The organism is Pantoea sp. X-Soil-TKNS-1211 (genome assembly GCF_059730495.1).
Genome location: NZ_AP035954.1, coordinates 85,904 through 101,358, shown reverse-complemented (window position 1 = coordinate 101,358; position 15,455 = coordinate 85,904). Strand labels below are relative to the sequence as shown.

Genomic DNA, 15,455 nt, shown 5'->3' with positions numbered 1-15,455 from the left:
ATTTTTTTGTTTTAACTACCAACTGGCACGCATACGCGCGCGAACTTCAGCAGACGCCTGACGATTGACGGCGACTTCACCGGAACCACGGCGCGGATCCTTGCGGGCATCCTCAATCGCTGCCGCCAGGGTGTCGCGCACCCGCTGAAGATCGCTGGCGCTCGGTGCATCAGGGTCGGCAATGTTCAGCAGCGACGACAGCAAACCCAGCGTGGCGTAATTGCTGATGTCATAAGCCATCGGCGGGACGGTGGCTGCCAGTTTCTCCAGTGCTTCCACGGTACGCAGCGTGATTCGTGCGGCAGATTCTTTACCCATGGCGTGTACCAGCACGCCTGCATCGTTGAAGGCGATCAGGCGATTGGCCTGATAACCGTGCGCCAGAAAGGCTCCGGACATCGCCTTACCAACAATCAGCCCAATCACCGGGTGACCTGCCAGACGCGCCTGGGCATACGCCCCGGCCGCACCGGCCAACGCCTGGTGGATACCGAACGCCTCTTCACGGCGACCGTAGGCCTGGCTTGGCACATCAATCACCGCCACAATCGGGCGTTTGATTGGGTTGCTGGCATCGGCGGCGATGGTTTCCTGCACCACTTTCGCCAGCGTCCAACCTTCCAGTAAGCCCACCTCACCTTTGGCGGCACGCGGATAGCGGTTGTGCGCATCCGGAACCACCGCGATGTAACGCACCCCAGCGGCGTCAGCGGCCAGCACCGAAGGACACAAACCCTGAATCCGCTCCGCTCCGCCGGTCAGTTGGTTAAACCACAGTTCACCACGGCTGTTATTTGCGCTCATTTTTTCACCTCCGGGGCAAAGACCTGATGAATCACAGCCGTACTGGCCTGTTGTTGGGTATCAAAACGGGTTAAGCGATCAAGGTAGAAGGCGTAGTTTTCGCTACGATGCTGCGCCGGGACGCCCTGATCGCTAGCGGCATCGACTGCGGCTTGTACCGCATTCACGCCATCACCGACCAGCGCTTCCACCAACCCGCTCTGATAACGGATTTCGCCGCCGGTCATGCTCCAGATAAAGGGACGGTCACGCGAGTCGTACTCTTCAATGCCGGCTTCCTGTTCGATCACCTGCGGGCCATTCAGCCCCAGGCGCGCTTCGCGGGTGACGATCAGGTAGCTGCACAACGCCGCTGCAATCGACATCCCACCGAAACAACCGACCGTACCGGCGACAATGCCGATAACCGGGGTATAACGGCGCAGATCCACAATCGCCGCATGAATATCGGCAATCGCCGCCAGACCAAGGTTCGCTTCCTGTAGCCGCACCCCTCCGGTTTCCAGACAGAGAATCGCCTGGGTCGGGATACCGTTACGGTTGTCTTCTGCTGCCAGCTCCAGCGCCGCCGCCATTTTGGCCCCGGACACTTCACCCATGCTGCCGCCCTGGAAGGTGCCTTCAATCGCCACCACTACTGTGGGTTTACCGTGACGGCTACCTTTCATCACCACCATGCCGTCATCGGCCTGCGGCACGATGCCCTGTTTGGGCAGCCATGGCGACATCACACCAGCGAAAGGATCCAGCAGTTCACGTGCGCTGCCGGTATCCAGTAGCGCCAGCGCCCGCTGCCGCGCCCGTAACTCAATAAAACTGCTGTCGTTACGCATGAGCGACCTCCTCAAACACCTGTTCAATGCGGATACGCGCAACACCCGGTGTTGCACCGAAGTCATGAATCACCAGTTGGCCCGCAGGCAATTCGGTGAGTTGCGCCAGGCGATTGAATAGCGCTTCCCAGCGTGCATGGCTGTTATTGACTGAGGTGGTGATAGCAATGTTCAGAACGTGGCTATCATCCGCCGTGAACAGCACCTCCATATCACCCGATCCCACCACGCCCGCCAACGCCTTGCCGCTTAGCGTACGGCTGGACGGGTATGACAACGTTATGTGTTCCATAGCTACCTCTTAATCATTAAATGTTGATGCCTGAGCGCCGGTAATGCGGTCCAGAAACAGCGTGGCGGCCAGTAAATCGGCGGCACCACCCGGCGAGGCATTGAATCCCAACATCGCGTTATCCAGTTTTGCCAGCGCCCGGCGCCCTGCCGCTTCGGCATAACCTCCGGCCGCCAGTACCTGGCGCGCACCGTCCTGCATGGCACGCAGCGCCGGTAAGCCTGCCCGGTGCAATACGCAGGTGTCGGTCAGTGAGGTCAGAATCGCCATCAGCGCATCAAGGCGTGCCGCCGTTTCATCGGCACCGGCGCGGCGACTGGCATGGAGCTGCGGTAGCGCCAGCCGGGTAATGTGTGGAAAGCCCTGCTGTGCCTCTTCGCGCGCTCCGGGTACACGAAAGCGATGCACCACCCGCAACCCTTTGCTGAAGGTCCGGGGGGCGGCGCAATCCGGCAAAGTTGCCAGCTGCGCAGCAACATCACAGACGCGCTGACTGTCGCCTGCCCCGGCCAGCATGGCACCGGCACTGACCAGCAAGCCGAGCGCCCAGATGGCACCACGATGGGTATTGACCCCGGCAGTGGCGGCCATCATCTGCCTCTCACCTTCACGTCCCAGTTGTCCGATGGTTTCCCGCAACGCGACATCCGCCGGACGCCGCCAGCTTTGCTGCGCTAACGCATAGAAGGTTGGCGTCAGGCTGCGGGCTGACCGCTCCATCAGCGCCAGCGTGAGGTCGTGATGCGCCCCACTGCCGCGCCGATCCACCAGCCCAGGTTTGGGCGTGAGGTTCACTTCTTCAATCAGGCAATCGGTCGCTATCTGCGCCAGACAGTGCAGATGCGCTTCAACCGGTGTGGGTGAGAGTCGTTTCATTACCAGCTCCGGAATTTAGCGGGCGGGTTGTAGAGGCCGTCTGACCATTCGACCAGATCAGCGACACTACCGGCAGCCAACAGTGAGCGGGTGGCATCTGAACGACGAATACCAATATCTTCCGGGAACACCACTTTGCCGCTGCGGCGCAGTTCGGCTACGCGTTTGGCATCCACGCCCAAACCGATATCGGTGATACCCGCTACGGCAGCCACCATCGCCCGACGTTCTTCCAGACTGGTCGCGCGATAGAGATAGGCGATACCTTCTTCCGTCAGCACGTGGGTAACGTCATCGCCGTAAATCATCACCGGTGCCAGCGGCATACCGGCACTTTTCGCCACATCAACGGCATCGAGTTTTTCCACAAAGGTCGGTTTGACGCCTGCCTGGAAGGTTTCCACCATCTGTACCACCAGCTTGCGGCCACGTTGCATTGGATCTGGCTCGTTGATCATCGCCAGCCATGCAGGGGTGGCATGACGACGTCCGTGTGGGTCATGGCCCATATTCGGTGCACCGCCAAAACCGGCCAAACGACCACGGGTGACGGTAGATGAGTTGCCGAGGCCGTCAACCTGTAAGGTCGAACCGATGAACATGTCCACCGCGTATTGACCGGCGAGCTGACACATGGCGCGGTTGGAACGCATCGAACCGTCGGCACCGGTAAAGAAGATATCGGGACGAGCGCGGATGTACTCTTCCATCCCCAGCTCACCACCGAAGCAGTGCACGCTCTCCACCCAACCACTTTCGATGGCCGGGATCAGCGTCGGATGCGGGTTAAGCGTCCAGTGTTTACAGATTTTGCCTTTCAGGCCCAGTTGCTGGCCGTAAGTCGGCAGCAGCAGCTCAATCGCGGCGGTGTTAAAACCGATACCGTGATTGAGTGACTGCACCTGATGTTCGGCGTAGATGCCCTTGATAGCCAGCATCGCCATCAGGATATGTTCCTGTTTGATCAGGCGCGGGTCACGGGTGAACAGCGGCTCAATAAAGAACGGTTTATCCGCCACCACCACGTAATCAATCCAGGAACCAGGGATGTCCACACGCGGCAGATCGCACTCGTCATCCACCAGTTCATTGACCTGGGCAATCACGATGCCATCGTGGAAAGCGGCGGCTTCCACCAGCGCTGGGGTGTCTTCGGTACTCGGTCCGGTATAGAGATTACCTTTACGATCGGCTTTGTAACCGGCGATCAGCGCCACGTTCGGTGCCAGATCGACATACAGGCGGGAATACAGTTCGATATAGGTGTGAATCGCACCAATCTCGAGGATGTTATCCTCCAGCAGCTGCGAAATACGCAGGCTCTGCGTGCCGGCAAAGGAGAAATCGAGTTTACGGGCAATGCCTTTTTCGAAGATGTCGAGGTGCTCGCTGCGTCCGACACTGGGCATGATCATATGCAGATTATTGACTTTAGCCGGGTTGACCTGCGCCAACATGCGCGAAAGAAAATCGGCCTGTTTCTGGTTGTTGCCTTCCAGCACCACCCGGTCACCCGGAGCGATCAAGCATTCGAGCATCTCTGCCATTTGATCGCTCGGTAGCACCTTACCCGCTACCTTCACTGCTGCCAGTCTCCGCTGTTTTTCGCTGCGCCGCGTATTCCAGACGCGTGGCGTATGCTGTCCTGATGACATGACTAACCTCCTGAATTCGCGAATCTCAATGATTGCTTCAACTGGATTCAGTCTGGCGTCTGGGGAGAATTCCATCAATCAAGCTGCGGGTCGAATCGTTAGCCTGAGAGTAATGATTGGATGTCAGGAAATTTGATGGGGATCAACGACACCGGCATTAAAGACAACATCTATAGTCAGAACACGTGTGCCGGTACATCACCCCTTATATCTATATTTTTTTCATATCACCTCGATATCCTGAACGTTGATATTTACATGTTAGAGTCCCACGGGTGCCAATTATCTCATTGGGTTAACGCTTTCCTCCATTTTATTTGTATCGAATAGCATTCCCTTTTCTTATACCAGGAGACTTAATGCCGCGAATGTAAAGTAAGTTACAGATGAAAACATTGTTATTGCTATAAATAGCCAACCGGGGAACTGAAACTTGAATAAAACCAGGAATGCAGTAAAAACAGGACGGCAAAAATTAAAATAACTTTTCCCAATGGGAAAACTCCCGAAACATTGTGGGTGCGAGGCATAAGTAAAATGAACACAGACATTTTATTTGAAAAAGTTCAGATTGGTCCTTTGCTGTTAAAAAATCGCTTTGTCATGGCACCGATGTCTGTCCATATGACGCATGATGGCAGCGTAACACCAGAGGAAATTGCATTCTATGAACGCCGGGCACAAGGCGGAAGTGCAATGCTCATCGTCGGCTCCGTCTGTATCAAACCTGATGGTGATTTTGGTGGGCAACTCTATATCGACCGCGACGAATGTATCACGGGCCTGAAAGCCCTCACTGACGCGGTACATAAACATGATTGTCTGATTTCCGCGCAAATCCACCACTCAGGTCGTGAAACCAGCATTAATGTCACCGGCCACCAACCGGTTGCTCCATCGTATTTCGAACCTGAGGTCTACTCAATATTTAAAGCGGAATACTCACCGCCACGAGAGCTTTCAACCGCAGAAGTTGCAGAATATGTTGAATATTATGCTCAGGCAGTGTGGCGTGCTAAACAAGCAGGGTTTGATTCTGTTGAATTGCACGGTGCGCACGGTTATTTGATTTGTGCTTTTATGTCTCCGCTGACCAATAAAAGAACCGATCGCTATGGCGGGAGTTTTCTCGGACGGATGCAGTTTATCGACGACATCATGTCACGTAGCCGTGCCCTTGTTGGAGATGAATATCCTATTACTATCCGGGTTGTCGGTGATGAGTGTCGTGAAGGAGGTATCGATCCACACCTGTCGGTACGCATTGCCCGACATCTGGAGCAACTTGGTTTTGCTGCTATCAGTGTGTCTGCGGGCATGTACCCTTATATTCGCACGGTTCCCAACACTTACCACAAGAAAGGGGTCAATCTTTACCTGGCGGAAAACATCCGTGATGCGGTTTCAATTCCAGTGATGGCGGCCGGACAACTCAGCTCGCCTGATATTCAAACGGAGGCCATTGTCAGAAAAAAAGCCGATTTGATTGCGCTGGGGCGAGCGTTAATTGCCGATCCTGATTATCCAAACAAATTAAAGCTCGGCGCACTGGATGAAATTGTTTTTTGCATCGCCTGTAATAAAGGATGCCATGACCGCACGGCAGGGGAGCGCGCAGTAAAATGTATGTTGAATGTGCAGACCGGGCGCGAAACGTTGAGCAACTATGACATCACACCAGCCGTGCAATCCCGAAAGATCATGGTCATTGGTGGTGGTCCTGCCGGGATGGAAGCCGCCCGAGTTGCCGCACTGCGTGGGCATCAGGTTTCCTTGTTTGATGCCGGAGTTGATATTGGCGGCAAGATTGTCCAGTCCGCTCTGGCTCCCGGTAAAGAGAGTTATCTGGAAGTGCTGGCATATTATCGCCGCCAACTGGAAAAACTTAATATTAAAATTCATACCGGATATAAAATCACCCACGAAGACATTGCCCGCTCTACATCAGATGCAGTGATTATTGCTACCGGCTCAATTGATAAAGTTCCGCCTATCGCTGGTCTTCAGCCTGAAAAAATGCTGTCTGCTCAACAAGCATTTTTATTTCCGCAACAGGTGGGGCAACGCGCAGTGATCATCGGTGGCGGTGCGGTCGGTGCCGAACTGGCGCATTATATTATGTCGGTCAAAAAAGTTGAGGTCTATATTATCGATCCGCAGGAATATATTGCCCATGGCATGCCACAGGATTCAAGAATCTGCCTGCTTGATGAACTCAATATGGATACACAACTCCACACCATCAGCCAGGCACGTGTCAGCCATATTGATGGCGATCGTGTTTATTATCAACAACAAGGTTCAGAGCATTGTATTGCTGAAATTGACAGTATCATTGTTTCAACAGGTTCAACGCTTAATGAAGAGTTAAAAAAATCAGAGAGTGCGGTTAGAAAAAATATAAAAATTATCGGTGATGCGGAAAAGCCGGGGGATATGGTAAAGGCAATTCGTCAGGGTTACGAAGCGGCCTTAGCAATTTGAATGAGGTAACATCATGCAAATATGGGCAATAATGATAGGTTGTGAATTTCTCCTTTTTGCCTTAGCGGCTATTATGGTGATTATCTGGATGCGACGCCCCGATGATCATTTAGATGAAATGCTAAAAAAGATTGAGATGCAGAATTCCTCAGACTCACGAAATGGCAGCTAAGCCGGGGCGAATTAAATGAGCGACCAACATTTCTATATGATATTTTTTGCCGTCTTCATTGTCATTAACCTTATTCTTGCCGTATGGGGTTGGCTGAAGATGCGCAAGGGTAAGTCGGGTGATGATGTAGAGTATTTTCTCGGCGGGAAAGTGACACCTATTGTCGTATTGGCCTTTTCCTATTGTGCAACGTCTGTAAGTGCGGGGTCATTTATTGGCGATCCTGGTTTTATTTCTACCGTCGGTTGGCCCTATTATTGGTTTACCGTCTTCACCGTGCCTGGACTGGTCATTCCAGGGTTATTTGTGATCCGCAGGCTTCGGTTGCAAAGTAGCCGTTATGGTTCTCTCTCGTTAACCGATTATCTATGCTCGCGCTACAACAGCAGCAGCATGAAGATCTACATCTCCGTGGTCATGGTGATTTGCTACCTGTTTATGCTGGTCTCGCAATACAAAGGGGCTGCGTTGCTGTTGCAAAGTTATACCGGTATTGATTTTTCAACCGGCTTGCTGGTGATGATGGTTGCTGTGGTGTTTTTTGTGAATGTCGGAGGCTTCCGCTCCGTTGCCTGGACAGATTTCTTCCAGGGTGCCTTTATGACTATCCTGGCTGCGGCGTTGGTGACGGTTGCACTGATGAAGATTGGAGGCTTTACCGGTCTGGAGTCGTCTTTACAGGAGGTCGCGCCCAATTACCTGCGCACCTGGGATACGGGTCCTGATGCGGTCTTTCCCTGGTACTCTATTCCCTGTATCGCCTTATTTGGCTTCTTCATCATGTTTAGCCAGCCCTATATCGCCTCACGCTATCTGGCGGTACCCAACATCAGTAGAAAGAAAATTGGTCAGTTTTTGCTGATTACCCTGGTGTTAGGTGCGATGTTCAATGCCATGATTTTCCTTGGCCTGATTGGTCATGTGTTATTTCCCAAAGCCAACCCAGACTATCTCACGGTGACGATGACCAGAGAGTTCTTCACGCCTGTGCTCTCCGGCATCATGATGATTGGTTTCTTTTCCGCTATGTTGTCCACCGCTTCGGGACTGTTACTGGTGATCGGACAGTCGATTGGTTCCGACCTCTATGCTCACCTCAGTAAGAAAGCCACGCCGCGTAAGACGGTGTGGGTCACTCAGGCCAGCATTATTGCGGCAGCCCTGTTTGTCCTTTATTTCAATATGGTCAAACCACCCGCGTTGTTACAGGTATTTATTTTTCTGTCGCTTTCCGGTGTGGGTTCTATGTTAGCCGTTCCGTTGTTTGCTGGCGTTTCCTGGCGCTACGCCCGGAAAGAAGGTGCCTGGTGTGCCCTCATCGCCGGTCCGGTGTCCTATTTACTGATGGATTATGTGTTCCATATCAGTTGGACCGTCTCAATGGGGCTGTGCGTGCTACCCCCTGCCATCCTGATGGTGGTGGTGTCGATGGTGTTAAATAAAGTGAAAGGTATCGACCAAAAACTGGTTGAACTTCATGGGCTTGAAGTACCAGAAAAACGGGAGATCCGCCATGAATTTGCAAAATAAAGTGATGGTTATCACCGGCGCGGGGAGTGGTATTGGCCGCGCCGCCAGTTATCGCTGTGCGGAACAGGGGGCAACGATTGCCGCGCTTGATATCAATGGCGACGCCGCGGAAATTACTGCACAACAAGTCCGCAACAAGGGCGGGAAAGCGCTGGCATTCGCCAGCGATATCACCAATCGCCAACAAGTTGCTGCCACCATTGCCCAAATAGTCGCTGAGTTTGGTCATATCGATGTGTTGTTCAATAGCGCGGGTTCCACACGTCTTGCCACTATTGACACACTGAGTGATGAGGATTTCGATTTCATTGTTGATCTTAATCTCAAAGGAACATTTATCGTTTGCAGCGAAGTCTTGCAGCAGATGATCCCCAGACGTCAGGGCCGGATTATTAACTGCGCCTCCTATTGCGGTGTCCGGGAGGAGTATGCAAATAGCGCATATTGTGCCGCGAAAGCCGCCGTAATTATGCTGACGAAGGTGATGGCGCTTGAAATGGGTCAACATAATATCAGTGCTGTTGCCCTTTCTCCCGGTAACATTGATACAGAACTTCTGCAATCCGCGTTGAAAACGCGTGCGGAGATCGAAGGCGTGGAAATAGCCAAACTTTATCAACGCATTGGTGACAAAGTTCCATTGGGTAGAGTTGGAAACCCTGAAGAAATAGCCGCTCTTGTTGCTTTTCTTAGCTCCGACATCGCGCATTATATTAATGGTGAAAACATTATGATGACCGGTGGTTTCGTGATGTCGTAATCAAAAACTCTAAACGATTCGCGCCTGCGCGTACAGGTGCGAATTGATTCAGGTCAGAATAAAATAAAGGTTTAAGATGAAACAAGCTTTTAGTCAGGCCGACAGAATGGTCAATGCACCGCTGTCTAAAATTCGTGACATTATTGAAAAATCTCTGGCTTTTGAGAAAGCAGGCCATGATGTTATCCACCTTGAAATTGGCGAGCCGGATTTCAATACACCCAAAAATATCACTCTATCCGCTATTGAAGCATTAAATAACAATGATGTTCACTACGGGCCGGTAATGGGGAAAGTGTCCTTACGGGAAAGTATTGCGCAAAAATATCAGCAGCGCTATGGTCTTGCCTATACTGCAAACGAAATCATGATCACGCAAGGTGTCGCTCACGGCATCTTCCTGGCGATGATGGCTTATCTCAATCCGGGAGATGAAATTCTGGTTCCCGATCCGGGCTATCTTTGTTATTTCACCGTTCCGGAAATCGCCGGAGCCAAAGCCATTAGCTATCCTCTGGATGCCAGTCGGGATTATCAGGTAAATGCAGAGTCACTGGAAAGGTTAATTACCGCAAAAACGCGCATGATTCTGGTAAACAGCCCGGCTAACCCAAGCGGGAGCGTGCTGGATAAGCACTCATTAATGACGATTGCTCAACTGGCCATCAAATATAATTTGTTAGTGGTGACAGATGATATCTATGCTGACATTCTTTTTGAGGGTGAATTCGCCAGTATTGCCATGCTGCCGGAAATGCGTGAGCGTACCATTGTATTGAACGGCTTCTCAAAGTATTACGCTATGACAGGATGGCGTATTGGCTATCTGTTGTGCCCACAGTCGCTGATCGATCCGTTAATGCGACTCAGCTTCTATAGCATTGCGTGTCCGGTAAGTTTTATTCAGACTGCGGCGGAAACCGCACTTAACAGCAATGATGAGGCCAGCCGGGCGATGGTCGCAGAGTATCGTCAACGCCGTGACTTTCTCTATGAGCAACTCAACAAGCTGCCCGGTTGTCGTTGCCAGAAACCGGCAGGAACCTTTTACATCATGCTCAACATCGAGGACACCGGGATGACCTCCGAGGCATTCTGCCAATACATACTTGAGACCTGTTATGTCACCCTTGTGCCGGGCACTGTCTTTGGGGCTAAGGGAGAGGGATATGTCCGGCTTTCCTATGCAACATCCATGGAAAATCTAAAGGTCGCCATCGACAGAATAAGTCAGGCGTTATTACTAATCCGTTAGCATTCATATCCATCGTAAGGAGTTGCATGTATCATCTTCCTCACATTTACCTGTCAGGCAATGAGCGTCAACCGATGGAGATTCCAAAATTCTATTTCTCGCACGTCTTTGACGACCTGAAGCCACTGCTTTCACAGCATGCCACCGGGCGCAAGATATTTAAAAAAGGTGAATTGATTTTTTCATCGGATTCACCGTTGGATTTTTGTCTGTTGATTGAGAAAGGCCTCAGTAGTTATTCTGTCATCCATGAATCAGGCGCAGTTAAAACGTTATTTTATCATGCGGAAGGTAGCCTGTTTCCAACTTATTCATCGATGCGGACCTACCGATTATTGGAATATAATATGGCGGTAACAGATGTAGAAGGCATCATCTTACCGCAAAGGAAATTGAGTGAGTTAATGCAGCAGCATCCTGAACTTATGCAGCGCGTGCTTTCGTCTTATCTGGACATGTTCAACTTCCTGATATTTGACTCAATCAACCAGAGTTACAATAGTGCCTTCGTACGAGTATGTAATTTCCTTTATCTCTACTCGGAATACATGCAAGATTCAGGCATGCAATTTTATGACATAAACCTGACGCACGAGGAAATATCCAACGTGGTGGCGGTATCACGCGTTCAGGTTTCTTACATTATCAGTAAATTAAAGAAAGAGTCCGTCATCTCATCTTCACGCGGGCGCATTCGCGTAGAAAACAAAGCCATGCTGGGGAAATACTGCTCTGGCGAGACGTTAGGGTGAAAAATGTCTGGGGAACGTATAATTTGAGGGTTTACCATGTTATCAAGCAAGACCGGTACATTCTGTCAATTAATGAGTCCAGTGGCTGCCGAAAGTCTGTGTCTGGCGGGTTTTGACTTTCTTATTGCCGATGCCGAGCATAGCGCATTATCCGATGAGACTTTATTAAACTTTGTACATGCCACCAGTCAGTGGCCGGAAAAACTGTTTATTCGTGTGCGTGATTCACTGCGTTCAACTCTGCTCCACAGTATGGATATGGCCCCTGCCGGGATTATTATCCCTGATGTGCACACCATGGAAGAGATTGAGCAGATTGTCCTCAGCACCAAATATTATCCACTTGGTCATCGTGGTGTGGCATTTGGTCGCAATGCGGCTTATGGTATGGATCCAACGCTAAAAACCGGTATGGAAAACTTTTTTACCAGCGTGAACCAACGCTGTTTGGTCATTCCGCAATGCGAGACGCTCGGTGCCCTGGAAAATATTGAACAGATCTGCGCCCTTGACGGTGTAGACGGTATATTTGTTGGCCCCTACGATCTGAGCGTCGCCTACAAGTTGCCCGGAGAACTCCGGCATCCGGTGATTCAGGAAGCTATTGCACGTATTTTACAGGCATGCAAGTCACAGCAGAAAATAGCCATGATTTTCGCGGCCGATAAAATAACCGCGACGGCGTATGCGCAACAGGGGTTTGATTATATCGCTGTCGGCACCGATGCACAGTTTATGTTGCAGGGTGCGGCAACGCTTCTATCCTGAGCAATACCTGAGGGGCGGCCCCATGCCGACCCTCTTAAGTTACCTCGCTTGCCAGAATGATTGTTGCAGCGCGAAGGTCTCCTGATCCAGCGCATCAACCGGTCCAACTAACTGGATGGCTTTCTGCCCGTGCGCAAACACCGCTGCTGCCGACAGGCTCATAGTTGGATTCTCCTCATGGCTGCCGGTACACTCCAGCAAACGCGCCTCACTCATTCCAAACACCACCCGACCAATATTGGCCCAGTAAATGGTTCCGGCACACATGCAGCAGGGTTCAACCGCGGTATACAACGTGCATTGCCACAAATATTCCGGTGAGAAGTTGGTGGCGGCAATACGTGCTAAGGTCGATTCCGCATGATTTACCGTGTCGATATTGCACTGCGTCAGTAATACGGTTTTGTTGTCCGGCGCGACCAGTACCGCACCAAACGGGTGTTTACCCAGCGCGATAGCGCGTCTGCCGACCTCATTCGATAAACGCAGGAAGTGAATATCATCATCATTGATCATTTGCGTGCTCCGTAACCATTCAGGATGGCGTTCAGTACCACGGCGGTAAAGCCACCCAGGAAAATACCGCTGTCGAAAATCAGTTTCAGGGACGGCGGCAGCGCGTGGAAAATCGCCGGAAAGGCCATCGGAACAATGCCTACCGCAATCGAGACAGAGATAATCAGGATGTTCTTTTCATTATTGAAATCGGTGTTTTTCAGCTCCTGTATACCGGCGCTGATGGTCATACCAAACATCAGGATACCTACCCCACCCAATACCGGGCTGGGAATGGCGGCGATGATCGCACCCAATTTCGGGAACACCCCCAACCCGACCAAAATTGCCCCCGCCGCAATCAGCACCACCCGGCTGGTCACTTTCGTCAGCATGATCAAACCGGCATTCTGCGAAAACGCATTGTAAGGAAAGCTGTTCAGGCAACCGCCGAGCAGCGTGGACAACCCATCGGCGCGGATGGCATCTGCCAGACGGCGTGAGGTAGTCGGCTGACCAATCAGTTTGTCGATCAACAGGACGTTACCGGTGGTTTCGGTCATCACAATCAGCATCGAAAGGCACATCACCACAATCGGTGCGACATGAAACTCTGGCATGCCAAAAGCGAACGGCAGACTAAAACCCACCCAACCGGCACTGGCAACCGCAGAAAAATCTGTCATACCCGCCAGGTAAGCCAATGCTGAACCACAAATCAACCCCACCAAAATGCTGAAGTTACGCATCACATCACGGGTCACGCAGTAGAAAATCAGGGTGATGATTAAGGTTCCGGCCCCCAGCAACAGCTTGTCGACGCTGGCAAAATCAGGCGCATCGGGATTTCCGCCTCCCAACCAGATCGCGGCAGCAGGCATCAACGATATACCGATCAATGTAATCACACAGCCAATCACCACCGGCGGAAAGAACCGCACCAACTGACTGAAAATCGGCGCCACCAGTAAGGTAAATAACCCACAGGCCATCGCCGCCCCGAACACCGAGTTGATACCAAATTCATGGCCGACCATCAGCATCGGCCCCAACACCACGAAAGAACAGCCTTGTATCAACGGCAGACGCGCACCAAAACGCCCGATTCCCCATGATTGCAAGATGGTGGCTAATCCCGAGGTCAGTAAACAGGCATTAATCAGCACGATGGTTTCACTCGCTGAAAGTTTCAGCGCCGATGCCAGAATCAACGGAACCGTTACCGTGCCTGCATACATGACCAACACATGCTGGAACCCCAATGACAAAATACGTCTGACGGTGAGCGGGTTATCCGCCTGCCCGCTGTTTACCACGTTTTCCATACCACCCCCGGAAAAATGAAATATCGAATGATTGACTGCCTGACTATATGTAATTAAAAATGGCAGACGATAATCAGCTGCTTTCAATAAAACTGAAAGATAAGGTGCCAGATGAAGTATTCATTGGATCAACTTATGACCTTCGAGCAGGTTGCCAGGTCAGGTTCATTTTCAGCTGCCGCACGGGTGATGAAACGTTCCCAGTCATCAGTGAACATGGCGATGAGTAATCTTGAGGATGAATTTAACGTCAGTCTGTTTGTACGTTCACCGCGCCAGATCAGTCTTACTCCGGAAGGCAGCACCTTGCGGGAATATGTGAAAACGATTCTGGAGCAATGCAATGCGCTGGAGCAGCGTGTCAGTGCTTTCAACATAGAAACCGAGGCCCACGTCAGCCTGGCGATTGAAGTGCCCTATACCACAGTTGCCGCCGTACTATACGAATTTGCTATGCATTTTCCTGAAGTGGACATCCATGTCCGCGAGCCATTCCAGGGCGATGTGGAAGCCATGGTGCGAAAAAATGAGGTGGATGTCGGTATCTCGATGTCGCGCCCGGTGGACAGTGACACCATTGAGTTTGCCCAGTTGGGCAAGCTGATCATGGTGCATGTAGTCAGTTCACAGCATCCGCTAGCCCAACATCTGCCAGTATCCTTTGCCGATCTCCACCGCTGGCGACATATCACTTTCGGTGAACAGCAGAAGACCATTTCCACCACCGAATATCTCGGCAGCCCGATGACCTGGCGCGTGGAGAGTTATAACGCGATGATTGATGCTGCAATTGCCGGGTTGGGCTGGGCCTCTCTGCCCCGCATATTTGTGCAACGCGAGCTGGAACAAGGAGTACTGACCGAATTGCGGCAGCAGGAATATCCACATACCGACTGGATTGTTGGCGTAGACCTGCTGTGGTCACGGAAAAAGAAACCCGGAAGGGCGCTAAGCTGGCTAATCGATCGTTTAATTAAAAATAAAATATTTGAACGCGATGCAGCGGGAAATAGCACAACACTTTAAACAACCGGGACAGCAGGTGGTGGGAGCGTCTGTTATCGATTTCCAAAAAAACATTATTTTATAATACCATACGCCACTTTCTATTTTCTTCACTCCGGGATTTCATTCACGGAGATTATCATCACAAATGAAAATGATAATTAACCGGATGATGGCGCCGGGTTAATTCATCGGCGTTATTTATGTCTTTATTATTTCACATCGGTCAAAGAATCACCTGGGATTAAAAATCTAATCATCACGGTGAATTTAATTCGCCGATCATTATCTGTACACCGGCGATCTCGTTGCTATTATAGTGACGCAAAGCACACACACAGCAACGTGCTGCGTACGAGATTTTTCCTTAATTAAATGTGCAGCATTTCAACCCGCTTCGTGCGGGTTTTTCTTTTCCCAGCCGGATAAGCGCCAGGTTACAGAGGTAA

The 15,455-nt window shown here is 51.3% G+C and carries 14 protein-coding genes; 7 read left to right on the top strand and 7 right to left on the bottom strand.

The annotated features are described in order from the left end of the window. Positions 1–15 precede the first annotated feature (15 nt). The 5 genes from mdcE to mdcA are packed head-to-tail and all read right to left on the bottom strand — an operon-like array spanning position 16 to position 4,460. Positions 16–804, bottom strand: coding sequence for a biotin-independent malonate decarboxylase subunit gamma (gene mdcE, locus AC6I8W_RS20970; RefSeq protein WP_497838592.1), 789 nt, complete (start codon positions 802–804; stop codon positions 16–18). Beyond that, positions 801–1,637 (bottom strand): biotin-independent malonate decarboxylase subunit beta, encoded by an 837-nt coding sequence (locus AC6I8W_RS20965; protein WP_497838591.1) that lies wholly within the window; start codon positions 1,635–1,637, stop codon positions 801–803. The genes mdcE and AC6I8W_RS20965 overlap by 4 nt, the downstream gene beginning before the upstream one ends. Next, complete coding sequence (gene mdcC / locus AC6I8W_RS20960) at positions 1,630–1,929, bottom strand: malonate decarboxylase acyl carrier protein (protein WP_497838590.1); 300 nt, start codon at positions 1,927–1,929, stop codon at positions 1,630–1,632. Before mdcC ends, AC6I8W_RS20965 begins: the two co-directional genes overlap by 8 nt. 9 nt (positions 1,930–1,938) lie before the next feature. Continuing rightward, positions 1,939–2,805 carry a triphosphoribosyl-dephospho-CoA synthase gene (locus AC6I8W_RS20955; protein ID WP_497838589.1) on the bottom strand — a complete coding sequence of 289 codons (867 nt, stop codon included), beginning with the start codon at positions 2,803–2,805 and terminating at the stop codon, positions 1,939–1,941. Further along, positions 2,805–4,460, bottom strand: coding sequence for a malonate decarboxylase subunit alpha (mdcA, locus tag AC6I8W_RS20950; RefSeq protein WP_497838588.1), 1,656 nt, complete (start codon positions 4,458–4,460; stop codon positions 2,805–2,807). Before mdcA ends, AC6I8W_RS20955 begins: the two co-directional genes overlap by 1 nt. A gap of 537 nt (positions 4,461–4,997) precedes the next feature. Between mdcA and AC6I8W_RS20945 the strand changes: the two genes are divergently transcribed. The 6 genes from AC6I8W_RS20945 to AC6I8W_RS20920 all read left to right on the top strand — a co-directional run bounded on the left by AC6I8W_RS20945 (position 4,998) and on the right by AC6I8W_RS20920 (position 12,181). After that, positions 4,998–6,944: an oxidoreductase gene (locus AC6I8W_RS20945; RefSeq protein ID WP_497838587.1), complete on the top strand. Its 1,947-nt coding sequence runs from the start codon at positions 4,998–5,000 to the stop codon at positions 6,942–6,944. A gap of 187 nt (positions 6,945–7,131) precedes the next feature. Then, positions 7,132–8,646: a sodium:solute symporter family protein gene (locus AC6I8W_RS20940; protein WP_497838586.1), complete on the top strand. Its 1,515-nt coding sequence runs from the start codon at positions 7,132–7,134 to the stop codon at positions 8,644–8,646. After that, the gene (locus tag AC6I8W_RS20935) at positions 8,630–9,406 is read left to right on the top strand and encodes an SDR family NAD(P)-dependent oxidoreductase (protein ID WP_497838585.1); all 777 of its coding nucleotides are present in this window, start codon (positions 8,630–8,632) and stop codon (positions 9,404–9,406) included. Before AC6I8W_RS20940 ends, AC6I8W_RS20935 begins: the two co-directional genes overlap by 17 nt. Positions 9,407–9,482: 76 nt before the next feature. Continuing rightward, complete coding sequence (locus AC6I8W_RS20930; protein ID WP_497838584.1) at positions 9,483–10,661, top strand: pyridoxal phosphate-dependent aminotransferase; 1,179 nt, start codon at positions 9,483–9,485, stop codon at positions 10,659–10,661. Positions 10,662–10,687: 26 nt separating this feature from the next. Further along, positions 10,688–11,413 carry a Crp/Fnr family transcriptional regulator gene (locus tag AC6I8W_RS20925; RefSeq protein WP_497838583.1) on the top strand — a complete coding sequence of 242 codons (726 nt, stop codon included), beginning with the start codon at positions 10,688–10,690 and terminating at the stop codon, positions 11,411–11,413. Between the two features lie 36 nt (positions 11,414–11,449). After that, a complete protein-coding gene (locus tag AC6I8W_RS20920; protein ID WP_497838582.1) occupies positions 11,450–12,181 on the top strand; it encodes an HpcH/HpaI aldolase family protein in 732 nt (243 codons plus the stop codon). Between the two features lie 39 nt (positions 12,182–12,220). On the opposite strand, the gene AC6I8W_RS20915 is transcribed toward AC6I8W_RS20920, so the two are convergent. Continuing rightward, the gene (locus tag AC6I8W_RS20915; protein WP_497838581.1) at positions 12,221–12,697 is read right to left on the bottom strand and encodes a nucleoside deaminase; all 477 of its coding nucleotides are present in this window, start codon (positions 12,695–12,697) and stop codon (positions 12,221–12,223) included. Next, positions 12,694–14,001 (bottom strand): nucleobase:cation symporter-2 family protein, encoded by a 1,308-nt coding sequence (locus AC6I8W_RS20910; protein WP_497838580.1) that lies wholly within the window; start codon positions 13,999–14,001, stop codon positions 12,694–12,696. The genes AC6I8W_RS20915 and AC6I8W_RS20910 overlap by 4 nt, the downstream gene beginning before the upstream one ends. 111 nt (positions 14,002–14,112) lie before the next feature. Between AC6I8W_RS20910 and AC6I8W_RS20905 the strand changes: the two genes are divergently transcribed. Continuing rightward, positions 14,113–15,027, top strand: a complete 915-nt coding sequence (locus AC6I8W_RS20905; protein ID WP_497838579.1) for a LysR family transcriptional regulator — start codon at positions 14,113–14,115, stop codon at positions 15,025–15,027. The last annotated feature ends 428 nt before the right edge of the window (positions 15,028–15,455 follow it).

Coding starts and splice junctions, on each gene's coding strand:
- AC6I8W_RS20930 (WP_497838584.1), top strand. CDS start 9,483: ATGAAACAAGCTTTTAGTCAGGCCGACAGAATGGTCAATGCACCGCTG.
- AC6I8W_RS20935 (WP_497838585.1), top strand. CDS start 8,630: ATGAATTTGCAAAATAAAGTGATGGTTATCACCGGCGCGGGGAGTGGT.
- AC6I8W_RS20905 (WP_497838579.1), top strand. CDS start 14,113: ATGAAGTATTCATTGGATCAACTTATGACCTTCGAGCAGGTTGCCAGG.
- AC6I8W_RS20940 (WP_497838586.1), top strand. CDS start 7,132: ATGAGCGACCAACATTTCTATATGATATTTTTTGCCGTCTTCATTGTC.
- AC6I8W_RS20925 (WP_497838583.1), top strand. CDS start 10,688: ATGTATCATCTTCCTCACATTTACCTGTCAGGCAATGAGCGTCAACCG.
- AC6I8W_RS20965 (WP_497838591.1), bottom strand. CDS start 1,637: ATGCGTAACGACAGCAGTTTTATTGAGTTACGGGCGCGGCAGCGGGCG.
- AC6I8W_RS20955 (WP_497838589.1), bottom strand. CDS start 2,805: ATGAAACGACTCTCACCCACACCGGTTGAAGCGCATCTGCACTGTCTG.
- mdcE (WP_497838592.1), bottom strand. CDS start 804: ATGAGCGCAAATAACAGCCGTGGTGAACTGTGGTTTAACCAACTGACC.
- mdcC (WP_497838590.1), bottom strand. CDS start 1,929: ATGGAACACATAACGTTGTCATACCCGTCCAGCCGTACGCTAAGCGGC.
- mdcA (WP_497838588.1), bottom strand. CDS start 4,460: ATGTCATCAGGACAGCATACGCCACGCGTCTGGAATACGCGGCGCAGC.
- AC6I8W_RS20920 (WP_497838582.1), top strand. CDS start 11,450: ATGTTATCAAGCAAGACCGGTACATTCTGTCAATTAATGAGTCCAGTG.
- AC6I8W_RS20915 (WP_497838581.1), bottom strand. CDS start 12,697: ATGATCAATGATGATGATATTCACTTCCTGCGTTTATCGAATGAGGTC.
- AC6I8W_RS20910 (WP_497838580.1), bottom strand. CDS start 14,001: ATGGAAAACGTGGTAAACAGCGGGCAGGCGGATAACCCGCTCACCGTC.
- AC6I8W_RS20945 (WP_497838587.1), top strand. CDS start 4,998: ATGAACACAGACATTTTATTTGAAAAAGTTCAGATTGGTCCTTTGCTG.